We start from the raw sequence: 22,318 nt of genomic DNA on the forward strand, positions 1-22,318 counted from the left end.
TTCAAAGTCAAATTACCTATGACCACCGAACCGTCTAAAGCGCCACCGCTTTATCCGAAGAGCCACCTGCTCGCCGCAAGCGGCATAGCAGCCCTTCTAAGTCTGGCTCTGCTGGTATTCCCTTCCAGTGATGTTGAAGCCAAAAAAACCACCTTGAGCCTTGATCTGGAAAGCCCGATTGAGCAACTCACACAAGATCAAGACGCTGCATCTACGGAACAAGCCACAACTGAAGCAGTAGCCTCCCCTTTCGCACAGATCGAAAACACCCCGGAAGACACCACGGAAACCGCAGAAAGCAAGCCTGCGCCCGCCGTAGTGGAAGAAGCAAAAGCTCCAGGCCACAGAGAAGTAACAGTCACCAAGGGCGACACCCTGTCCACGCTGTTCGAGAAGGTTGGCCTGCCCGCCACCTCGGTGCACGAAATACTGGCTAGCGACAAGCAAGCCAAACAGTTTTCTCAGCTCAAACATGGCCAGAAGCTGGAGTTCGAACTGACTCCAGACGGCCAACTGAACAACCTGCACACAAAAGTCAGCGATCTGGAAACCATCACGCTGACCAAAGGCCCCAAAGGCTTTACCTTCAACCGAGTGATCACCAAGCCAGTAGTGCGCTCAGCCTACGTTCACGGCGTGATCAACAGTTCGCTTTCACAGTCCGCGGCCCGTGCTGGCCTGTCCCATAGCCTGACCATGGATATGGCGAGCATTTTCGGCTACGACATCGACTTCGCTCAGGACATTCGCCAGGGTGACGAGTTTGACGTGATCTATGAGCAGAGGGTGGCCAACGGCAAAGTGGTCGGGACCGGCAATATCCTCTCCGCGCGTTTCACCAACCGTGGCAAAACCTACACCGCAGTGCGCTACACCAACAAACAAGGCTCAAGCAGCTACTACACCGCAGACGGCAACAGCATGCGCAAGGCGTTCATCCGCACGCCAGTGGACTTTGCCCGCATCAGCTCACGCTTCTCCATGGGGCGCAAGCATCCAATCCTGAACAAGATCCGCGCTCACAAGGGCGTCGACTATGCCGCTCCGCGGGGTACCCCCATCAAGGCCGCCGGCGACGGCAAGGTCCTGCTGGCAGGTCGCCGCGGCGGTTACGGCAACACCGTGATCATCCAGCACGGCAATACCTACCGCACGCTGTATGGCCACATGCAAGGCTTCGCCAAAGGCGTCAAGACCGGCGGCTCGGTGAAGCAGGGTCAGGTCATTGGCTATATCGGCACCACAGGCCTGTCCACCGGCCCACACTTGCATTACGAGTTTCAGGTCAATGGCGTCCACGTAGACCCGCTGGGCCAAAAACTGCCAATGGCCGACCCGATCGCCAAGGCAGAACGCGCTCGTTTCCTCCAACAGAGCCAGCCTCTGATGGCTCGAATGGAGCAGGAAAAGGCCACGATGCTGGCCTCGAGCAAGCGCTGAACCATGGCGCGCTATATAGGAGTCATGTCCGGAACCAGCCTTGATGGCCTGGACATCGCCCTGATCGAACAGGATCCGGCGATCAGACTGATCGCCACCCACTACATCCCCATGCCAGAGTCCCTGCGCGCCGAACTGTTGAGCTTGTGCGCCAGCGGCCCAGACGAGATCGCCCGCTCCGCCATGGCCCAGCAGCATTGGGTCAAGCTGGCTGCCCAGGGCATCCATAGCCTTCTGCAACAGCAACAACTGCAAGCTGTGGACATTCGCGCCATTGGCAGTCACGGCCAGACAGTACGTCATGAACCGAGCCGCGGTTTTACTGTGCAGATTGGCAACCCGGCACTGCTTGCAGAGCTCACCGGCATTAGCGTCGTCAGTGACTTTCGCAGCCGCGATGTAGCCGCCGGCGGCCAAGGGGCACCACTAGTCCCGGCCTTCCACGAAGCCCTGTTCGAACGGCGTACAGGAAACCGTGCAGTTCTGAACATTGGCGGCTTCAGCAACCTGAGTCTGATCGAGACGGACAAACCGGTGACCGGCTTCGATTGCGGCCCAGGCAATGTACTGCTCGACACCTGGATACAGGATCAACGCGCAGAAACCTTTGACCGCAACGGCCAGTGGGCAGCCAGCGGCCAGCTCGACCAGTCCTTATTGACAACCCTGCTCAGCGACCCGTTCTTCGCTACCCAGGGGCCGAAGAGCACAGGGCGCGAAGTATTCAATCTGCAGTGGCTGCAACGGCAGCTGGCACAGCACCCTCCGCTTCCCGCCGAAGATGTGCAAGCCACCCTGCTGGAACTGACCGCACTGACCATCGTTCACTCGCTGCAGGCGGCACAGAGCGACACCCAGGAGCTTCTGGTCTGTGGCGGTGGCGCCCACAACAACGCCCTGATGCAGCGCCTCGCGGCCCTACTGCCCGGGACACGGGTGAGCAGCACCGCTGTATATGGCGTGGATCCCGACTGGGTCGAGGCCATGGCCTTCGCCTGGCTGGCCCATTGCTGCATGGAAGGCATTGCCGCCAACCGCCCCAGCGTTACCGGCGCCCGCGGCCTGCGGATACTGGGCGCTATCTACCCCGCTTGAACACCAGACAGCAAAACGCCGCAGGATCGTCAGACCTTGCGGCGCTAGGCGAATGGCTTTGAGCGATCGATCAGATCGAAAACGATGACCCGCAACCACAGGTAGTGGTGGCATTGGGGTTTTTGATCACGAAACGCGAACCTTCCAGGCCTTCCTGATAGTCCACCTCAGCACCGGCCAGGTACTGGAAACTCATGGGGTCCACCACCAGGCTCACACCCTCGCGCTCAACGATGGTGTCATCCTCGGCCACTTCCTCATCAAAAGTGAAACCGTACTGAAACCCCGAACAACCGCCGCCCGTAACGAATACGCGCAGCTTCAAGCGATCATTACCCTCTTCGTCGACCAGGGTCTTCACCTTGTGCGCTGCACCTTGAGTGAATTGCAAAGCCGTGGGGGTGAAGGATTCAACGCTCATGCTGACTATCTCCCGGCGTTAAGCCGCCATACTGCGTAATGACGCGCATTATCCGCTTCTCCTAGAAAAGCGGTCAACTATTGTTACGGTATATCAATAGTCGTACAGCTACCCGCATAACGCACAAAGGCCCGTCAGACGGGCCTTTGTGTTCAACGCTAAAACGGCCTTAAGGCAGCATGCCCGCGTGGGACAGTCCCAGACGCTCATCCAGGCCAAAGAGGATGTTGAGGTTTTGCACTGCCTGGCCCGAAGCGCCCTTGACCAGGTTGTCGATGACCGACAGCACCACCACCAGATCACCGTCCTGCGGACGATGCACCGCGATCCGGCACACGTTGGCGCCACGCACGCTACGGGTTTCAGGATGACTGCCCGCTGGCATCACATCGACAAAGGGTTCGTTGGCATAGCGCTTCTCGAACAACGCCTGCAAATCAACCGAACGCTCCACCACCGTCGAGTAGAGCGTGGAGTGAATACCGCGAATCATCGGCGTCAAATGCGGAACGAAGGTAAGACCTACATCCTTGCCCGCCGCCCGACGCAAGCCCTGGCGGATTTCCGGCAAATGACGATGCCCTTTGACCGCGTAGGCCTTCATGCTCTCAGAGGTTTCCGAGTACAGCGAACCCACGCTGGCACCACGGCCGGCGCCGCTGACACCCGACTTGCAGTCGGCGATCAGACGCGACGCATCAGCCAGCCCCGCTTCAAGCAGCGGCAGGAAGCCCAGCTGGGTAGCGGTTGGATAGCAGCCCGGAACAGCGATCAGCCGAGCCTTCTTGATCTGCTCGCGGTTGACTTCCGGCAAGCCGTAGACCGCCTCATCCAGCAGTTCGGGAGCGCCGTGTGGCTGGCCGTACCACTTGGCCCACTCATCGGCATCCTGCAAACGGAAGTCCGCCGACAGGTCGATGACCTTGGTTCCCGCCGCCAGCAACTCCCCGGCCAGGGCATGGGCTACCCCGTGAGGCGTGGCGAAGAACACCACATCGCAAGCCCCCAGGGTCTTGATGTCCGGCACGCTGAAGGCCAGGCCGTCATAGTGACCGCGCAGGTTCGGATACATGTCGGCGACGGCCAGGCCGGCTTCGGATCGCGAAGTGATGACCTCCACTCGCGCTTGCGGATGCTGTGCCAACAGACGCAGCAGTTCGACACCGGTGTAACCCGTGCCGCCGACGATACCGACCTTGACCATAAACCTGCCCTCAACGAACCCACTGGAAAGCTGCCGATAATAGGGGCGGCGCGCCCCTGCGACAACCGTCAAGGTGACGTGCGGCCGCTCTACCCTCTACTATCTTCGCCAACGTGAATCTGGGAATAACTAAAAATGCTCTATCTATGGCTCAAAGCCTTTCATATCGTCAGCGTGGTCTGCTGGTTTGCCGGCCTGTTCTACCTGCCACGCCTGTTCGTCTATCACGCCCAAAGCGAAGACAGCGTCAGCCGCGAGCGCTTCTGCCTGATGGAGCGCAAGCTGTACCGCTTCATCATGGGCCCGGCGATGATCGCGGCGCTGATCTTCGGCATCTGGCTGATCAGTCTCAACCCCAGCGCCTACTTCGGCCAGGGCGGCTGGATGCACGCCAAGCTGACCCTGGTGGTGATCCTGATCGGCTATCACCACATGTGCGGCGCTCAAGTGAAACGCTTCGCCCGTGGCGAGAACACCCGCAGCCATGTCTTTTATCGCTGGTTCAATGAAGTACCGGTTCTGCTATTGCTGGCTATCGTAATTTTGGTCGTTGTCAGGCCGTTCTAACACTGACTAGTCACTTGCCTGGGGGTACTCCAATGTCACTGCCCGTTCTGCTCGAGCAACACCTGCGCCTGCCCCTGGTGGCGGCGCCGATGTTCCTGATCTCCAACCCCGAACTGGTCCTGGCCTGCTGTCGCAATGGCGTGGTCGGCAGCTTCCCGGCCCTGAACCAGCGCGAAAGCAGTGGCTTCAAGGCCTGGCTCGAAGAGATCGAGGCGGGGCTGGACAAATTGGAGAACCCTGCCCCCTACGCGGTGAACCTGATCGTGCACAACAGCAATCCGCGCCTGCAGGCGGACCTGCAGATCTGCATCGAACACCAGGTGCCGATCGTCATCACCAGCCTGGGAGCGGTCAAGGAGGTCGTGGACGCCGTACACAGCTACGGCGGCCTGGTGTTCCATGACGTGACCACGCGCCGGCACGCGGAGAAAGCCGCAGAAGCCGGAGTCGATGGACTGATCGCCGTCGCCGCAGGGGCCGGCGGCCATGCTGGCACCTGGAGCCCCTTCGCCCTCATCGCCGAAATCCGCCAGTTCTTCGACAAGACCCTGCTGCTGGCCGGCTGCCTGAACCGCGGCCACGAGATTCTCGCCGCTCAATTGCTCGGTGCCGACCTGGCGTACCTGGGTACACGCTTTATCGGCACCCGCGAAAGTCATGCACCGGACGCCTACAAGGAGATGCTGCTCAGCTCCCGCGCTGCGGACATCGTGCACACCGCCGCCGTGTCCGGGGTGCCCGCCAGCTTCATGCGCCAAAGCCTGGAGAATGCCGGTTTCGACCTGGCTGCCCTGCAGGGCAAGGGTGAAATCAACTTCGGTTCCAAGCTCAAGCCCATCAGCGACGAGGCCAAGGCCTGGAAAACCGTTTGGTCGGCCGGCCAAGGCGTAGGCGAAATCGACGACCTGCCCAGCGTCGATCAATTGATCGCCCGCCTGGATAGCGAATACCAAGCCGCCCAGGCACGCGCCGCGCAGTTGGGCAATCGCTGGCCACGTTAACCCGTTCTCATTGTTTTTTGGCCAGCGGGGGGGCGCTGGCCTTAAACTAGCCGCCTTTTATGTAAGCCTTCTTTTCAAAAGACAGGGATGCCCCCCATGAGCGAAACTCGCTACAAGATTGTTTTCGACGGCGCGCTGCTGCCCGGCGTCGAGAAGTCCACCGCCCAACTGAACCTGGCCGAACTGTTCAAAAGCGATGCTGCCGCAGTGGAGCGTCTGTTCAGCGGCCAACGGGTAGAGCTCAAACGCGATCTGACCCAAGCGGATGCCCAGCGCTACCTGGAAGCCCTGAAAAACGCCGGGATCGATGCCCGTATCGAAGCTGAACAGGCACTGGACCTGAACCTGGACGCGGTCACCCATGCCCCGAGCCCGGCGCCGATCAGCGAGTCGCCCTACGCGCCCCCACAAGCCACGGTCGGCGAAGCTCTGCCGCAATACGCCACACTCAATGTCTTCAGCTTCGAAGGCCGCATCGGTCGCCTGCGCTACCTGGCCTGGACCCTGGTCCTGACGGTCGCGATGCTGGCCGTGGTCGGAGTCGGTGCATTCTTCGGCATTCTTTCCGCTGCCGTGCTCAACTCCACGCTCCTCACTGGAGTAGGGATCGTCGGCGGCATCGTGGTGTTCATCGGTTTCATCGTCGTCAGCATCCAGATCAGCGTGCAGCGCCTGCATGACCTGGGCTGGTCCGGCTGGCTGTGGCTGCTGAACTTCGTGCCAATCGTCGGCAGCATCTTCCCCCTGGTGCTGATGGTCAGCCCGGGCAGCAACGTCGCCAACCGCTACGGCGCCCCACCACCGCCCAATACCACTGCGGTCAAGGTCCTGTCGTGGATGTGGGTGGTACTGATCGTGGCATTGATCGTTGGCATGGTGGCCGGTGGCCTGAGCTCCCTGGAAGATCGCTACAGCGAGACCAGCTACAGCGAAAGCGTCGACTCCGGCAGCGTTGACGAAGATGCTGAACCCGCCGACAGCGCCGCGGCCCCTGTAGAATCCGAGCAAGAATAAACGCGTCCGAGCCTGCGACCCTTCCTGTCGCAGGCGACCGGCCGTTGCGATGGAGAAATGCATGACCCGTTACGCTCTGATCACCGGCGCTTCCAGCGGCATAGGCCTGGCCCTGGCCGAAGCACTGGCCCGGCGTGGGCGCAACCTGCTTCTGGTGGCCCGCCAGCGTGATCAGCTGGAAAGCATCGCCCTGGAGTTGACCCAACGTTTTGGTGTCGAAGTGCTGTTTCGCGCCTGCGACCTGGGGGAGCCCTTGCGCCTGTCCGGCTTCCTGTTGGAACTGGAGGAAGGCGAGCGTCAGATCGATCTGCTGGTCAACTGCGCCGGCATCGGCACCTGCGGCCCCTTCCTGGCCCAGGACTGGATGACCGAACAGGACCTGATCGAGGTCAACATCCTCGCCCTGACCCGCCTGTGTCATGCCCTGGGCAACAGCATGGCGCTGCTGGGCGGCGGACAGATTCTCAACGTCGCCTCGGTAGCCGCCTTCTATCCGGGCCCGTGGATGAGCACCTACTACGCCAGCAAGGCCTATGTCCTGCACTTCTCCGAAGGCCTGCGCGAAGAACTGAAGAAATGCGCCGTCAAGGTCTCGGTGCTGTGCCCCGGCCCGACTCGCACGGACTTTTTCCGCACGGCACAAATGGACACTCAAAGGCTCAACGACAGCAAACTGCTCATGAGCCCCGAGGAAGTGGCCCTGTACGCGGTCCGCGCGCTGGAGAAGAACCGCGCCCTCATCATTCCCGGCCGCCTGAACCGCTGGATGGCTTTCAGCAGCCGCCTCGGCTCGCGCTGGCTGACCCGCAAGATCGTCGGTTACGTCAATCGGGCCTATTGCCCACGTTAGATGCCGGGCTGGGCGCACAGGATGAGCCTGAGTACACTCAGCCCGGACCAACCCAATGGAGAAACAGCTGTGGATACTCTGTTCACCAAGATCATCAACAGAGAAATACCCGCGAAGATCATCTACGAGGACGACCAGGTTCTGGCCTTCCACGACATCGCCCCGCAAGCGCCGGTGCACTTCCTGGTGATTCCGAAAAAGCCCATCCGCACCCTCAACGACCTCACCGAGGACGACAAGGCCCTGGCCGGGCATATTCTGTTCACCGCCCAGCGACTGGCCAAGGAACAAGGCTGTGAAGACGGCTTCCGGGTGGTGATGAACTGCAATGAGCTGGGCGGACAGACCGTCTACCACATTCACATGCATGTGCTGGGTCAACGTCAGATGAACTGGCCTCCGGGCTGATTGCCCCACCCACTCCCCCCCTGCACGGCGCCCTCTCGTCCGGTCTGCGACGAGGGTGCGCTGATCCAGCGCAGTTTTCGCCCCATCGATTGGAGTAAACTGGCCGCCGTGATTCTTCCCGGAGATAAGCATGACTACCCAACGTCACTACTCGCCGATTGACCGCCTGCTGCTGCAGGCCGATATGGCCATGCGCACGCTGTTGCCGTTCAGTGGCCAACCTTATCGCCCGTCGCCGGCCATCGTGCAGCCGGAAGCGCAGATGAGTGACGAGGACACCCGGCATGTTGCCGGCCTGATGCGCATCAACCACACCGGGGAAGTCTGTGCCCAGGCGCTGTACCAGGGCCAGGCGCTGACCGCCAAGCTGCCCCAGGTACGCCAGGCCATGGAGCATGCCGCCGAAGAAGAGATCGACCACCTGGCCTGGTGCGAACAGCGCATCCGTCAGCTGGGCAGCCATCCCAGTGTGCTCAATCCATTGTTCTACGGCCTGTCGTTCGGCATCGGCGCAGCGGCCGGCCTGATCAGCGACAAGGTCAGCCTGGGTTTCGTCGCCGCCACCGAAGATCAGGTCTGCAAACACCTGAACGAGCACCTGGAACAGCTCCCGGCCGAGGACGAAAAGTCCCGAGCCATTCTCGAGCAGATGCGGATCGACGAAGAACACCACGCCGAAACTGCCCTTGAAGCCGGCGGCTTTCGCTTCCCGGCACCGGTCAAGTTCGGCATGAGCCTGTTGGCCAAGGTCATGACCAAAAGCACCTACCGGATCTGACCCCGCTACTGCCGCTGACAAAAAAGGGCGCTCCATGAGCGCCCTTTGCTTTGCCCGAAACAATCGACGCCAATCAGCCGAGCTCGACGATTTCGTAATCGTGAGTGATGGCCACGCCAGCGGCGCCGAGCATGATCGAGGCGGAGCAGTATTTCTCGGCCGACAGCTCGATAGCGCGCTTGACCTGGGCTTCCTTCAAGCCCCGCCCCTTGACCACGAAGTGCATGTGAATCTTGGTGAAGACCTTGGGATCTTCGGTCGCGCGTTCGGCGTCGAGGAAGGCCTCGCAACTTTCCACGGCCTGGCGCGACTTCTTCAGAATGCTGACCACATCGAAGTTGCTGCAACCGCCCACGCCCAACAGGAGCATTTCCATGGGGCGAACACCCAGATTACGTCCACCGGCTTCTGGTGGGCCGTCCATCACCACGACATGACCGCTGCCCGACTCACCGAGGAACATGGCTTCGCCAGCCCATTGGATGCGTGCCTTCATCGCCAAGACTCCACTGCTAAAAAAGGGTCGCCAGCTTAGCACAGGGTTTTGCCCGGGCCGCGCTTTGCCCGCTGTAGGCCTATTGCCGATCCTTACCAAGAAAAATCTTAAATCCGCTTAGGATGTGTCTGTTAAGCTGACGCCAAATGAATGGCGCATCGCCAGCGTCAAACAGCTTCGCTGTTCGCCCCATAACAAACACCTCATACCGTGCAGTCTTTTCGGGATACAACCATGGTTGCTATTGCCCCCACCTCCAGGATCAAAAATCTCGACAAGTTGCTGATGCACTGTCAACGCCGCCGGTACCAGGCCAAGAGCAACATCATCTGCGCCGGCGACGTGTCCGACAGCCTGTACTTCATCATCAAGGGTTCGGTGACCATCCTCATCGAAGACGACGACGGCCGGGAGATGATCATTGCCTACCTCAACGCTGGGGACTTCTTCGGCGAGCTGGGGCTGTTCGAAGAGGCCGGGCAGGAGCAGCAACGCAGCGCCTGGGTGCGCGCCAAGGTGGAATGTGAAGTGGCGGAAATCAGCTATGCCAAGTTCCGAGAGCTGTCGCAGATCGATCCGGACATTCTGTACGTGCTGAGCGGGCAGATCGCCCAGCGCCTGCGCAACACCACGCGCAAGGTCGGCGATCTGGCGTTCTTCGATGTGACCGGACGGGTTGCCCGCTGCTTGCTGGAGCTGTGCAAGCAACCGGATGCCATGACCCATCCGGACGGCATGCAGATCAAGATCACCCGCCAGGAGATCGGCCGGATCGTCGGCTGTTCACGGGAGATGGTCGGCCGCGTCCTCAAGGACCTGGAAGAACGCAATCTGGTTCACGTCAAAGGCAAGACCATGGTGGTGTTCGGCACCCGCTAGCCCGGCAGAAAGCCCTTGAGCATCTCGCGGTAGAGACTGTCCAGCCGGTCGATGGCATCGGGGGCGGCAAAAGCCTCATGCAAGGCGATATGGCTTTCGGCCCGGCAACGCTGCTCCAGTCCACAGGCCTGATTGAAGCTATTGACCGCTTCCACCATCGAGGCGCGCTCGTTATCCAGCAACAAGGCTCCGTGTACCAGCCCCACCGGCCGCTGCCCGCCCTTGCTCTGGCGCCAGCGCTGGGCAGTGCCGACCAGTTTGCGACCGTCCAGATTGACGTTGAAGCGCCCATCGCAAAAGGCACCGTCCACCTCTCCCAACGACGGATTGCCTCCCAGCTCAGTGAGCAGGTCGCAAATCGGCTGGCACAAGCGTCGATAGGCCGTTTCAATCCGCCCCTGATCCCCCTCGCTACGCGGCGGCGCGTAGACCAGCGCAATGTTCACCGTGGCCGCCGACTGCGGCACCGGCTCGCCACCGGTTTCCCGCAGCAACACCGGCCAGCCATTGGCAGCCGACACCTGGCAAGCCTGCTCGAATCCGGGCAGGCGGCTCAGGCGCCGCGGCATCACCAGCGCCCGGTCACTGGGTTGCCAGAACAGCAGGCCAAACTCCTGCTCTGTGGCACACACCTGAGCCAGCAGATCCTGCTCGGCCTGCAGGCCGGCTTCGACGGTCAAGGCAAGGGGTTGAGTCATGACAGGGAAAGTCCTTGGCAGTGGATATGAAAAAGCCGGCATCGCCGGCTTGTTCAGTGTTTCAGGTTCAGTCCAGGGTCGAACCGCTGACCGGGACGCCGCGTTCAGGGAAGAACAGGCGTTGCAGCTCGCTGCCCGGACTCTCGGCACGCATGAACGCCTCGCCCACCAGGAACGAATAGACGTTGCTGATTTCCATCAGCTCAACATCGGCACGATTGAGAATGCCACTCTCGGTAATCACCAGGCGGTCGCGGGGAATCCGCGGCAGCAGGTCGAGGGTGGTTTCCAGGTCGACATCGAAGGTGTGCAGGTTGCGGTTGTTGATCCCCACCAACGGCGTGTCGAGGGTTTTCAGTGCCCGCTCCAGCTCATCGCCATCGTGCACTTCCACCAGCACATCCAGGCCAACGCCCTTGGCCACCGCGGCCAGCTCGGCCATTCGCGCGTCATCCAGCGCGGCGACGATCAGCAGCACACAGTCGGCCCCCAGGGCACGGGCTTCGACGATCTGATAGGGATCGATCATGAAATCCTTGCGGATAACCGGCAACTTGCTGGCAGCCCGAGCCTGTTGCAGGTAAGCATCGGCGCCCTGGAAAAAGTCGACGTCGGTGAGCACCGACAGGCAGGTGGCGCCGCCCTTCTCATAACTCCTGGCAATGTCCGCCGGCACAAAGTTCTCGCGGATCACACCTTTGCTGGGGGATGCCTTCTTGATCTCGGCGATCACCGCCGGTTGCTTGAGCTTGGCCTGCTCCTGCAGAGCCTTGGCGAAGCCGCGCGGGGCATCGGCGGCTCGCGCCAGGGTTTCCAGCTCGGCCAGGCTGACACGCGCGCTACGCTCGGCAACCTCCTGCACCTTGCGGGCGAGGATCTTTTCCAGAACAGTCGGCACACTCATCCTTCATTCTCCTGCTTGAACACCGCGGTAAAGGCGCCCAGTTCCTCAAGCTTTTCCCGGGCCAGGCCCGTGTGCAAGGCATCGTGAGCCAGGGCCACGCCCTCTTTCAGGCTGCTGGCATGATCCGCGGCATACAGCGCCGCACCGGCATTGAGCACAATCATTTCGGCGGCCTTCTGCCCATGCTCGGTCTTGCGTCGTCCCAGGGCATCGCGAATCAGCTCCAGGGACGCCGCCGGGCTCTCCACCACCAGGCCAAACAGGCTCTGGCTCTTCATGCCCAGGTCCTCGGGCTGCACCCAGTACTCGGTAATCTGGTCATTCTTCAGCTCGGCCACATAGGTCGGTGCAGCCAGGCTGAACTCGTCCAGGCCATCCTGGGAGTGCACCACCAGCACATGCTTGCTGCCCAGGCGCTGCAAAACCTCGGCCAATGGCCGGCACAGCGCCTGGGTGAACACGCCCACCACCTGATGTTTCACGCCGGCCGGATTCGTAAGCGGGCCAAGCATGTTGAACAGGGTGCGCAGACCAAGGTCGCGACGCGGGCCAGCGGCATATTTCATGGCGCCGTGATGAGACTGGGCAAACATGAAGCCGATACCGACGTTGTCGATGCAGCGGGCCACCTGGACCGGCGTCAGGTTCAGGTAGACCCCGGCCGACTCCAGCAAGTCGGCACTGCCGCTCTTGCCGGACACCGCGCGATTGCCATGCTTGGCGACCGTGCAGCCGGCCGCCGCCACCACAAAAGAAGAAGCCGTGGACACGTTGAAGATGTTCGCACCGTCACCGCCGGTGCCTACCACATCCACCACACCGTCGAGGGTCTTGAGCTCGACCTTGTCCGCCAACTCGCGCATCACCGACACCGCGCCGACGATTTCGTCGATGCTTTCGCTTTTCATGCGCATGGCCATCATGAAGGCACCAATCTGCGCATCGGTGCATTGACCGGTCATGATCTCGCGCATCACATCGCGCATCTCGTCGGTGCTCAGGTCCAGATGGCCGACAATACGGCTCAGGGCAGTCTTGATATCCATGAAAAGTCCTTAGCGCGTGCCGCCGCTCTGTTTGAGGAAGTTGGCGAACAGCTCGTGGCCCTGCTCGGTGAGAATAGACTCGGGGTGAAATTGCACACCCTCGATATTCAATGTCTTGTGGCGCAGCCCCATGATCTCGTCGACGGAACCGTCTTCCAGTTGAGTCCAGGCAGTGACTTCGAGGCAGTCGGGCAGGCTGTCCCGCTTGACCACCAGCGAGTGGTAGCGGGTCACCGTCAGCGGCAGGTTCAGGCCGCTGAATACCCCCAGGTCACGATGGAACACCGGGCTGGTCTTGCCGTGCATCACTTGCCGGGCACGTACCACCTGGCCGCCAAAGGCCTGGCCGATGGACTGGTGACCCAGGCACACGCCGAGAATCGGCAGCTTGCCGGCGAAATGCTTGATCGCCTCGATGGAGATACCGGCTTCGGTGGGTGTGCAAGGACCGGGCGAAACCACGATGCGCTCAGGCTTGAGCGCCTCGATTTCAGCCACGGTCAGCTCGTCATTGCGCACCACCTTGACCTCGGCACCCAACTCGCCCAGGTACTGGACGACGTTATAGGTGAAGGAGTCGTAGTTATCGATCATCAGCAACATAGTGGAAACTCCTCAAGCCTTGGATGCGGGGGTTTGTTCAGCCAGTGCCACGGCACGGAACATTGCGCGACGCTTGTTCAGCGTCTCTTCCCACTCCAGGGTCGGCACCGAGTCGGCAACAATCCCGCCGCCGGCCTGTACATGCAGCTCACCGTTCTTGATCACCGCGGTGCGAATGGCAATCGCGGTGTCCATGTTGCCGTTCCAGGCGAAATAACCCACGGCGCCGCCGTAGATGCCGCGCTTGACCGGTTCCAGCTCGTCGATGATTTCCATGGCCCGGATCTTCGGCGCCCCGGACAACGTCCCCGCCGGCAGGATCGCCCGCAGGGCATCCATCGCTGTCAGCCCGGCCTTCAATTGACCGGTGACGTTGGAGACGATGTGCATCACGTTGGAATAACGCTCGATGACCATCTTCTCGGTGAGCTTCACGCTACCGATTTCGGATACGCGACCGGTGTCGTTGCGCCCCAGGTCGATCAGCATCAGGTGCTCGGCAATTTCCTTGTCGTCCGACAGCAGGTCCTGTTCCAGGGCCAGGTCGGCTTCCTCGGTTGCGCCCCGCGGACGGGTGCCGGCAATCGGCCGCACGGTAATCAGGTTGTCCTCGACCCGCACCAGCACCTCCGGCGAACTGCCCACGACATGGAAGTCACCGAAGTTGAAGAAGTACATGTAAGGCGTCGGGTTGAAGCAGCGCAGCGCCCGGTACAGGTCGATGGGCGCGGCCGAAAAATCGATGGACATGCGCTGGGACGGCACCACCTGCATGCAGTCACCGGCCAGGATGTACTCCTTGATAGTGTCCACCGCGCGCTCATAGTCGCCCTGGGTGAAGCTGGAGCGGAACACCGGCTCCGCCGCCGACTGCTTGCTGAAATCCAGCCCGGGGCGTGGCGTGATCGGCTGACGCAGCTGTGCCAGCAACTCCTGCAAACGCGCCTGGCCGGCTTCGAACGCATTGTCCTGGCTCGGATCGGCCAGCACGATGGCGTGCATCTTGCCCGCCAGGTTGTCGAACACCACCACTGCATCGGAAACCATCAGCAGGATATCCGGCACGCCGATCGGATCCGGATTCGGGCACTGGCCCAGGCGCGGCTCGACATAACGCACGCAGTCATAACCGAAGTACCCCACCAGGCCGCCGTTGAAACGCGGCAGGCCGGCGATGGTCGGTACGTTGTAGCGGGCTTTGAATTCCTCGACGAAGGCCAGTGGATCGGCCACTTCATGGCTTTCGATCTCGATCCCGTCATGGGTCACGCTGACTCGGTGCCCCTGCACACGCAATACGGTGCGGCACGGCAGGCCAATGATCGAATAGCGCCCCCACTTCTCGCCGCCCTGCACCGACTCCAGCAAGTAGGAGTTGGGCTGATCGGCCAGTTTCAGGTAGATCGACAGCGGCGTGTCGAAATCGGCAAGGGTTTCGCAGGCCAGCGGGATACGGTTGTAACCGGCTGCGGCCAAACGCAGGAATTCTTCGCGAATCATGGGATGCCTCGTGGCTTGAGGGTCTAACAGTCAGGTATGCAAACACGCCGGCAGGGCCGGCCAGACAAAAATCAGGCGCGCCAACGCCAACGGGCCAAGGCCTTGATGACTTTCATCCAGAGTTTGCGAGTGACCACCACGATGGAGTTTCCAGAAGGGGATGGAACAGCGTCGGGCAACGTTATCTCAGCGGCAGGTTCTAAGCAACCGGGGATCAGCGCCCGCAGATTGTCGATCACCAGCGCCGGGGATTCCTCGGCAATCGGCCGACCATGGTTATAGCCGTAGCTCAGCGCCACGCACTTGACCCCCGCGGCCTTGGCCGCCAGCACGTCACTGCGCGAGTCGCCGACGAACAGCGACTGCGAGGCCGGCACGCTGGCCATCTTCATCACGAAGAACAGCGCCGCCGGGTCCGGCTTCTTCTGCGGCAGGGTGTCGCCACCGATGATCCAGCGGAAATACCGGCCGATCTTCATCTGATCCAGCAAGGGGGCGACGAAACGCTCGGGCTTGTTGGTGATCAGGGCCATTTCCACGCCCTGCTTGTGCAGCCACTTGAGGGTTTCGCGCACGCCGGGATAGACCACGGTCAGCTCATGACTGTCCTCATAGGCCGCATTGAACAGCTCAAGAGCGTGCTCGGCCTCGACATCGTCGACGTCCTGGGCCTCCAGGCTGTTGGCCAGGGCCCGGCGCACCAGCATCGGCGCGCCATTGCCGACCCACTCGCGCACCGCGTCGATACCCGCAGGCTTGCGCCCCAGCTTGAGCAGCATCTGATCCACGGCGGCCGCGAGGTCCGGCACCGAATCGACCAGAGTGCCATCCAGGTCGAACATCACCAGCCGCGGCAGACGCCCCGGGAACAGCTGCTCAAATGCGCTCATGAGCGCGCCAGCGCCAGTTCGGCGCGCATCTTCTCGATGACTTCCCGGTAGTTCGGCGCATTGAAGATCGCCGAGCCGGCAACAAAGGTGTCAGCGCCTGCTGCGGCGATCTCACGGATGTTGCCGACGTTCACCCCACCGTCGATCTCCAGGCGGATATCACGGCCGGAGGCATCGATCAGGGCCCGTGCCTCACGCAGCTTGTCGAGGGTCCCAGGAATGAACTTCTGCCCGCCGAAACCCGGGTTGACGCTCATCAGCAGCACCATGTCGACCTTGTCCATCACGTACTTGAGCACGTCCAGCGGGGTTGCCGGGTTGAACACCAGGCCCGCCTTGCAACCGCCTTCGCGGATCATCTGCAGGGAGCGATCCACGTGCAGGGTGGCTTCCGGGTGAAAGGTGATGTAGGTCGCGCCCGCCTCGATGAAGTCGCCGATGATGCGGTCCACCGGGGTCACCATCAGGTGCGCATCGATCGGCGCGGTGATCCCGTACTTGCGCAGCGCCGAGCAGACCATCGGGCCGATGGTCAGGTTCGGCACATAGTGGTTGTCCATGACATCGAAGTGGACGATATCGGCACCGGCGGCCAGGACATTGTCCACTTCCTCGCCCAGACGGGCGAAGTCGGCGGAGAGAATCGACGGAGCAATAGCGAAGGGCTGCATGACGCACCTTTTTTGAGCGGAATCACGATGGCGCGCATTGTATACCTCATGCTTTGGGGCGCACACCGTAACCGCGATGTTCAGTAAGCCGCGCGATAGATCTTCTCGATATCGGCGGAGCTCAGCTTGCGCGGATTGTTGCGCATCAGACGCTCGATCCCCGCGGCCTCCACGGCCATGGCGGGAATTGCCTCTTCGGGCACGCCAAAGCTGCGCAAGCCACTGGGAATCTCCACCGCGGCGCACAGGGCGGTCATCGCCTCCACGGCCCGATCGGCGGCCTCGCCGGCACTCAAGTGCGCGGTCTGCACCCCCATGGCGTCGGCGATATCCTGCATACGCTCGACACAGGCCATCTTGTTCCAGGTCATGACATAGGGCAGCAGCAAGGCATTGCTGACCCCGTGGGACATATGGAAACGGCCACCCAGGGGATAGGCCATCGCATGCACCGCCCCCACCCCGGCATTGCCGAAGGCCATGCCCGCCATCAGGCTGGCGGTGGCCATATCCTCCCGGGCCTGCAGGTTGGCCGGATTGGCAAAGGCCTTGGGCAGCGCCTTGACGATCAGCTTGATGGCGCCTATGGCCAGGGCATCCGTGATCGCGGAGGCACTCAGCGACAGATAGGCTTCAATCGCGTGCACCAGGGCATCGACGCCACTGGCGGCGGTCACGCTGCGGGGGCAGGTCAGGGTCATCTGCGGACTGACCAGGGCCACGTCCGGCAACAGGTAGTCGCTGACAATGCCCTTCTTCAGTTGCGCGGCCCTGTCGGACAGTATCGCCACGTTGGTGACTTCCGAACCGGTGCCGGCGGTGGTGGGGATGGCGATCAGCGGCGGCCCCTTGCGCGGCACCTGATCGATGCCGAACAGGTCTTCCAGGGCGCCGTGATAGCCGGCATAGGCCGCGACACTCTTGGCAATATCGATGGCGCTGCCGCCCCCCAGCCCGATCAGACCGTCATGCCCGCCTTCGCGGTAAACCTGCATGCAGTCTTCGACGATGGCGATTTCCGGATCGGGCAGCACCCGGTCGAAGATCTCGTAATCGCGCTCCCCCAGATGGGCCAACGCCAGCGCCACCGTGCCCGACTCGAGCAGCGCGGCATCAGTGACGATCAGCGGGTTGTCGACATCCAGGCGGGTCAGCTCAGCAGCCAGTTGCTCGATGGCGGTACTGCCGGTGAGCAGCTTATGAGCGATCTTGAAAGAGGAAATACTCATGTGCGCAGCCTCTTATATAGAAGGTGGAAGCTGGCACAAGCGTAGACGTGGATTATCGGTTGTCGCCTATTCAGCGGACGAATGCCCTGCCGCCCCTCGCCCGGGAGCACAGTCAGTAGCCCGGGCGGGGAAAGCGAAGGGTTTACACCTGGGCGGTGCGCAGCTTCTCGCTGCGTCCGCGCAGCCATTCCAGGGTCAGCAGCAGAATCACCGAAAAGGCAATCAGCAGCGTCGCCGCCGCGGCAATGGTCGGGCTGAGGTTTTCACGGATGCCGCTGAACATCTGCCGTGGCAGGGTCGCTTGCTCCGGGCCGGCCAGAAACAGGGTCACCACCACCTCGTCGAACGAGGTGGCAAAGGCGAACAGCGCGCCACTGATGACCCCGGGCGCGATCAACGGCAAGGTCACCCGGCGGAAGGTGGTCAAGGGCGAAGCCCCGAGGCTCGCCGCGGCGCGCACCAGGTTATGGTTGAAGCCCTGCAGGGTCGCCGACACGGTGATGATCACGAAAGGCACCCCGAGCACCGCATGCACGATGATCAGCGAGAAGAAACTGTTGCCCATGCCCAGCGGCGCGAAGAACAGGTAGCTGGCGACACCGATGATCACCACCGGCACCACCATCGGCGAAATCACCAGGGCCATGACCAGCGCCTTGCCGGGAAAGTCGCCACGGGTCAGGCCGATGGCCGCGAGCGTGCCGAAGACCATGGCCAGCAGCGTGGCGGCCGGGGCCACGATGATGCTGTTCTTCAAGGCCCGCATCCATTCGGCGGAGGCGAAGAAGTCCTGATACCAGTGCAGCGAGAACCCCTGCAACGGGTACACCAGGAAGCTGCCCGAGTTGAACGACAGCGGGATGATCACCAGCACCGGCAACACCAGGAACAACAGGATCAAGCCGCAGAGAATCCGCAAGCTGTAGAACCAGACCCGTTCGACGGGAGACATGTAGGGGCTCAGCATTTCGATTCTCTCCTTAGCTCAGGCGCAGGCGGCTGGCGCCCACAAGCCAGCTGTAGATCAGATAGAGCACGACGGTCGCCAGCAACAGCAGGCCGCCCAGGGCCGTGGCCATGCCCCAGTTGATGCTGGTGTTGGTGTAGAAGGCGACGAAGTAACTGACCATCTGATCGTTCGGGCTGCCCAGCAATGCCGGGGTGATGTAGTAGCCGATGGCCAGGATGAACACCAGCAGGCAACCGGCGCCGACCCCGGCGTAAGTCTGCGGGAAGTACACCCGCCAGAAGCTGGCGAACGGATGGCAACCCAGGGAAATCGCCGCACGCATGTAGGTGGGCGAGATGCCTTTCATCACGCTGTAGATCGGCAGGATCATGAACGGCAGCAGGATGTGCACCATGGAGATGTAGACCCCGGTGCGGTTGAACACCAGCTCCAGGGGCTTGTCGATCACCCCCATGGCCAGCAGCGCGCTGTTGATCAGGCCACCGGATTGCAGCAGCACGATCCAGGCCGCGACCCGCACCAGGATCGAGGTCCAGAACGGCAGCAGTACCAGGATCATCAAGAGGTTGCTCTTGCGTGCCGGCAGGTTGGCCAGCAGGTACGCCAGGGGATAGGCCAGGGCCAGGCAGATGGCGGTGATCACCAGGCCCATCCAGAAGGTCCGGGCGAAGATGTCCAGGTAGATGGCCTGGTCCGGGGTGGCCGGGGCCAGTTCGCCCAGATCATCAATGCGATGGTCCACCGCCGCCAGCAGGTAGTAAGGGGTCAGGCTGCTGGTGTTGCGACGGATCGCCTGCCAATAGGCCGGGTCGCCCCAGCGCTCGTCCAGGCTTTCCATGGCTTCTTTATAGGATTCGGGCTCGGCCTTGAACGGCAAGGCGCGGGCGGTCTTGGTCAGCAGGCTGCGGTAGCCGGCCAGTTCCATGTTCAGGCGCTTGGACAGGTCGCCCAGGGTCTGATTCTTGCGGGCGTCCGCCAGGTCTTCGCTCAAGGCCTTGTAGGCCCCTTCGCCGGGCAGGCCACGACCGTCCCAGGCACTCACGGCCGCCACCGTGCGCGGCATGCCGCCGACCACTTCCGGGTTGCCGACGCTCTTGTACAGCAGCGCCACGATCGGTACCAGGAACACCAGCAACAGAAACAGCACCAGGGGCGCGATCAAGGCCTGCGCCTTCCAGCGGTTGACCCGCTCGGCACGGGCCAGCCGCTGCTTCAAGGTCGGGCCGGTGACCGCGTTCAGGGGAACGGTGATGGTCATGACAAACTCCGCGAATCGATCTTTCGAATACAAGCCACCAGGCGGCAGGAGCGGGCTTGGCCGCAAATCGAAGGGCATCCTTCAACATCAGGGTTGATGCTGATGACGCCTTCGCGAGCAAGCTCGCTCCTACAACGGCAGGGGGTGGTTACTTGGCTGCCCAGGCGTTGAAGCGCTGTTCCAGCTGCTCGCCGTTGTCAGCCCAGAAGCTGACGTCGATCTGCACCTGGTTGGCGATGTTTTCCGGGGTGGTCGGCATGTCCTTGAGGATGTCCTTGGCCAGCAGCGGCACGGCCTGGGTGTTGGCAGGACCGTAGGCGATGTTTTCCGAATAGGTTTTCTGCTGTTGCGGCTGGACCGAGTAGGCGATGAACTTCTTCGCCGCTTCGGCGCGAGCCTTGTCCAGGCCTTTTGGAATGGCCCAGGCGTCGAAGTCGTAGATGCCGCCGTTCCACACCACTTTCAGGTTGCTTTCCTTCTGCACTGCGGCGATTCGGCCGTTGTAGGCCGAACTCATGACCACGTCGCCGGAAGCCAGGTACTGCGGCGGCTGGGCGCCAGCTTCCCACCACTGGATGTTGGGCTTGAGCTCATCGAGTTTCTTGAAGGCACGATCCTGACCGTCCTTGCCGGCCAGCACCTTGTACACATCCTTGGGCGCGACGCCGTCGGCCATCAGGGCGAATTCCAGGGTGTACTTGGCGCCCTTGCGCAGGCCGCGTTTACCCGGGAATTTCTTGGTGTCCCAGAAGTCGGCCCAGCTGCTGGGGGCTGCTTTCAGCTTGTCGGCGTTGTAGGCCAGCACTGTGGACCAGACGAAGAAGCCCACGCCGCACGGCTGGATAGCGCCCTTGACGTAATCCTCGCTCTTGCCGAACAGCGCCGGGTCCAGTTGCTCGAACATGTCCTCGTCGCAACCACGGGACAGTTCAGGGGATTCCACTTCCACCAGGTCCCAGGACACGCTCTTGGTATCGACCATGGCCTTGATCTTGGCCATCTCGCCGTTGTATTCACCAGCGACGATCTTGCCGTTGCCCGCTGCTTCCCACGGTGCGTAGAAGGCTTTGACCTGAGCCGCCTTGTTCGCCCCGCCAAAGGACACCACGGTCAGGTCCGGGCCCGCCGCCATGGCGTGCGCCGCACCCATCATGCCCAATGCCAGGGCGGTGAATTTCAGGGATCTCAACATTTATTGTGTTCTCCACGTGCAGGTTGGTGTTGCAGGGGGGCGATCAATTCGCCTCTAGAAGCGGGTCAAGCGCGCGAACGTGCTCGACTTGCCAGCCAAGCGGCACCACGTCACCCACTGCCAGCGCAGGATCGAGCTCGGCAATCGGCTGTTTCACGAAGAAGTCGCTCTTGCCGCAGACTTCCAGGCGCACCCGGACGTGGTCGCCCAGATAGATGAATTCCGCCACCCTCCCGGAGAAGCGGTTGACGCAGCTTTCGCTGGAGCCGTTGAGGCTCACGCGCTCCGGCCGGATGGACAGGGTCACAGGCTCGCCGATGCGGCCGACGTTCACCGCCAGCGCTTCGACTTTCTCGCCACGCCCCAGCTCCACCACGCAGCGCTCGCCGTTATGGCTGTGCAGGCGGCCGTTGAGACGGTTGTTCTCGCCAATGAAGTTGGCGACGAAGGTGTTCTTCGGTTCTTCGTAGAGGGTCCGCGGCGGAGCGATCTGCTGGATCTCGCCCTGATGGAACACCGCCACCCGGTCGGACATGGTCAGGGCTTCGCCCTGGTCGTGGGTCACGTAGACCACGGTCACGCCCAGGCGCTGGTGCAGGTGCTTGATCTCCATCTGCATGTGTTCGCGCAACTGCTTGTCGAGGGCGCCGAGGGGTTCGTCCATCAGCACCAGCTGCGGCTCGAACACCAGGGCGCGGGCCAGGGCCACCCGCTGCTGTTGGCCGCCGGACAGTTGCGCCGGATAGCGCTGGGCGAAGGCATCGAGCTGGACCATGCTCAGCACGCGCTTGACCCGCTCGCTGATGTCGGTCTTGCCCAGGCCCCGCACCGACAGCGGAAAGCCGAGGTTCTCGGCCACGGTCATGTGCGGAAACAGGGCGTAGTTCTGGAACACCATGCCGATGTCGCGCTTGTGCGGCGGCACATTGTTGATGGCGCGGCCGGCCAGCTGGATCTCGCCGGCGGTCGGGGTTTCGAAACCGGCCAGCATCATCAGGCTGGTGGTCTTGCCGGAGCCGGACGGCCCCAGCAGGGTGAGGAACTCGCCTTTGCGAATTTCCAGGTTGAGGTCTTTGACGATCAGGTTCTCGCCGTCGTAGCTCTTCTGCACACCACGAAAACTGACCAGAACATCGTTGGCCCCAGCGCTTGAAACGACCTCGCTCATACCCACACCTTTTGTTTTAGACGGCTGTGGAGCAAG

Annotated in this window: 24 protein-coding genes; 9 read left to right on the forward strand and 15 right to left on the reverse strand. The window is 62.0% G+C overall.

Features of this window, described 5'->3' with window-relative positions:
- Positions 1-18: 18 nt before the first annotated feature.
- Positions 19-1,440, forward strand: a complete 1,422-nt coding sequence (locus tag POS17_RS27440; protein ID WP_060841347.1) for a peptidoglycan DD-metalloendopeptidase family protein — start codon at positions 19-21, stop codon at positions 1,438-1,440.
- Between the two features lie 3 nt (positions 1,441-1,443).
- Positions 1,444-2,535, forward strand: a complete 1,092-nt coding sequence (locus POS17_RS27445; RefSeq protein ID WP_060841348.1) for an anhydro-N-acetylmuramic acid kinase — start codon at positions 1,444-1,446, stop codon at positions 2,533-2,535.
- Positions 2,536-2,605: 70 nt separating this feature from the next.
- On the opposite strand, the gene erpA is transcribed toward POS17_RS27445, so the two are convergent.
- Together erpA and argC are read right to left on the reverse strand one after the other, a co-directional pair.
- The gene (gene erpA / locus POS17_RS27450; protein ID WP_011063789.1) at positions 2,606-2,956 is read right to left on the reverse strand and encodes an iron-sulfur cluster insertion protein ErpA; all 351 of its coding nucleotides are present in this window, start codon (positions 2,954-2,956) and stop codon (positions 2,606-2,608) included.
- 169 nt (positions 2,957-3,125) lie between these two features.
- On the reverse strand, positions 3,126-4,160 hold the full coding sequence (gene argC, locus POS17_RS27455) for an N-acetyl-gamma-glutamyl-phosphate reductase (protein WP_060841349.1): 1,035 nt from the start codon (positions 4,158-4,160) through the stop codon (positions 3,126-3,128).
- 135 nt (positions 4,161-4,295) lie between these two features.
- On the opposite strand from argC, the gene hemJ reads away from it, so the two are divergent.
- The 6 genes from hemJ (at position 4,296) to coq7 (ending at position 8,778) form a co-directional block, all read left to right on the forward strand.
- Positions 4,296-4,727 carry a protoporphyrinogen oxidase HemJ gene (gene hemJ / locus POS17_RS27460; protein WP_060841350.1) on the forward strand — a complete coding sequence of 144 codons (432 nt, stop codon included), beginning with the start codon at positions 4,296-4,298 and terminating at the stop codon, positions 4,725-4,727.
- 32 nt (positions 4,728-4,759) lie between these two features.
- Complete coding sequence (locus tag POS17_RS27465) at positions 4,760-5,728, forward strand: NAD(P)H-dependent flavin oxidoreductase (protein WP_060841351.1); 969 nt, start codon at positions 4,760-4,762, stop codon at positions 5,726-5,728.
- 96 nt (positions 5,729-5,824) lie between these two features.
- The gene (locus tag POS17_RS27470) at positions 5,825-6,742 is read left to right on the forward strand and encodes a DUF805 domain-containing protein (RefSeq protein ID WP_060841352.1); all 918 of its coding nucleotides are present in this window, start codon (positions 5,825-5,827) and stop codon (positions 6,740-6,742) included.
- Between the two features lie 61 nt (positions 6,743-6,803).
- Positions 6,804-7,592, forward strand: coding sequence for an SDR family NAD(P)-dependent oxidoreductase (locus POS17_RS27475; protein ID WP_060841353.1), 789 nt, complete (start codon positions 6,804-6,806; stop codon positions 7,590-7,592).
- A 69-nt stretch (positions 7,593-7,661) separates the two neighbouring features.
- Positions 7,662-8,000 (forward strand): histidine triad nucleotide-binding protein, encoded by a 339-nt coding sequence (locus POS17_RS27480; protein WP_016963742.1) that lies wholly within the window; start codon positions 7,662-7,664, stop codon positions 7,998-8,000.
- A 130-nt stretch (positions 8,001-8,130) separates the two neighbouring features.
- Positions 8,131-8,778, forward strand: coding sequence for a 2-polyprenyl-3-methyl-6-methoxy-1,4-benzoquinone monooxygenase (coq7, locus tag POS17_RS27485; protein WP_011063796.1), 648 nt, complete (start codon positions 8,131-8,133; stop codon positions 8,776-8,778).
- A gap of 73 nt (positions 8,779-8,851) precedes the next feature.
- Here the strand turns inward: coq7 and POS17_RS27490 are convergent, their stop codons facing one another.
- Positions 8,852-9,274, reverse strand: coding sequence for an OsmC family protein (locus POS17_RS27490; protein ID WP_009045862.1), 423 nt, complete (start codon positions 9,272-9,274; stop codon positions 8,852-8,854).
- Between the two features lie 234 nt (positions 9,275-9,508).
- Between POS17_RS27490 and crp the strand changes: the two genes are divergently transcribed.
- Positions 9,509-10,153 carry a cAMP-activated global transcriptional regulator CRP gene (crp, locus tag POS17_RS27495; RefSeq protein ID WP_060841354.1) on the forward strand — a complete coding sequence of 215 codons (645 nt, stop codon included), beginning with the start codon at positions 9,509-9,511 and terminating at the stop codon, positions 10,151-10,153.
- On the opposite strand, the gene POS17_RS27500 is transcribed toward crp, so the two are convergent.
- The 12 genes from POS17_RS27500 to POS17_RS27555 all read right to left on the reverse strand — a co-directional run bounded on the left by POS17_RS27500 (position 10,150) and on the right by POS17_RS27555 (position 22,282).
- Complete coding sequence (locus POS17_RS27500; protein ID WP_060841355.1) at positions 10,150-10,851, reverse strand: lipoate--protein ligase family protein; 702 nt, start codon at positions 10,849-10,851, stop codon at positions 10,150-10,152. The two genes, crp and POS17_RS27500, sit on opposite strands and share 4 nt — an antisense overlap.
- A gap of 67 nt (positions 10,852-10,918) precedes the next feature.
- Positions 10,919-11,755: an indole-3-glycerol phosphate synthase TrpC gene (gene trpC / locus POS17_RS27505; protein WP_060841356.1), complete on the reverse strand. Its 837-nt coding sequence runs from the start codon at positions 11,753-11,755 to the stop codon at positions 10,919-10,921.
- Complete coding sequence (trpD, locus tag POS17_RS27510) at positions 11,752-12,801, reverse strand: anthranilate phosphoribosyltransferase (RefSeq protein WP_016963746.1); 1,050 nt, start codon at positions 12,799-12,801, stop codon at positions 11,752-11,754. Before trpD ends, trpC begins: the two co-directional genes overlap by 4 nt.
- Positions 12,802-12,810: 9 nt before the next feature.
- Complete coding sequence (locus POS17_RS27515; RefSeq protein WP_060841357.1) at positions 12,811-13,404, reverse strand: aminodeoxychorismate/anthranilate synthase component II; 594 nt, start codon at positions 13,402-13,404, stop codon at positions 12,811-12,813.
- Between the two features lie 12 nt (positions 13,405-13,416).
- Positions 13,417-14,904, reverse strand: coding sequence for an anthranilate synthase component I (gene trpE / locus POS17_RS27520; RefSeq protein ID WP_060841358.1), 1,488 nt, complete (start codon positions 14,902-14,904; stop codon positions 13,417-13,419).
- Positions 14,905-14,975: 71 nt separating this feature from the next.
- Entirely contained in the window at positions 14,976-15,794 is an 819-nt protein-coding gene (locus tag POS17_RS27525; RefSeq protein ID WP_060841359.1) for a phosphoglycolate phosphatase, read from the reverse strand.
- On the reverse strand, positions 15,791-16,465 hold the full coding sequence (gene rpe, locus POS17_RS27530) for a ribulose-phosphate 3-epimerase (RefSeq protein WP_060841360.1): 675 nt from the start codon (positions 16,463-16,465) through the stop codon (positions 15,791-15,793). Before rpe ends, POS17_RS27525 begins: the two co-directional genes overlap by 4 nt.
- A gap of 80 nt (positions 16,466-16,545) precedes the next feature.
- Entirely contained in the window at positions 16,546-17,694 is a 1,149-nt protein-coding gene (locus POS17_RS27535; protein ID WP_060841361.1) for an iron-containing alcohol dehydrogenase, read from the reverse strand.
- A 142-nt stretch (positions 17,695-17,836) separates the two neighbouring features.
- Positions 17,837-18,661, reverse strand: coding sequence for an ABC transporter permease (locus tag POS17_RS27540; RefSeq protein ID WP_016963813.1), 825 nt, complete (start codon positions 18,659-18,661; stop codon positions 17,837-17,839).
- Between the two features lie 13 nt (positions 18,662-18,674).
- On the reverse strand, positions 18,675-19,922 hold the full coding sequence (locus tag POS17_RS27545) for an ABC transporter permease (protein WP_060841362.1): 1,248 nt from the start codon (positions 19,920-19,922) through the stop codon (positions 18,675-18,677).
- 148 nt (positions 19,923-20,070) lie between these two features.
- Positions 20,071-21,114 (reverse strand): ABC transporter substrate-binding protein, encoded by a 1,044-nt coding sequence (locus POS17_RS27550; RefSeq protein WP_060841363.1) that lies wholly within the window; start codon positions 21,112-21,114, stop codon positions 20,071-20,073.
- 43 nt (positions 21,115-21,157) lie between these two features.
- On the reverse strand, positions 21,158-22,282 hold the full coding sequence (locus tag POS17_RS27555) for an ABC transporter ATP-binding protein (protein ID WP_060841364.1): 1,125 nt from the start codon (positions 22,280-22,282) through the stop codon (positions 21,158-21,160).
- Positions 22,283-22,318: the final 36 nt, after the last annotated feature.

This window comes from Pseudomonas sp. Os17 (assembly GCF_001547895.1).
Taxonomy (GTDB): domain Bacteria; phylum Pseudomonadota; class Gammaproteobacteria; order Pseudomonadales; family Pseudomonadaceae; genus Aquipseudomonas.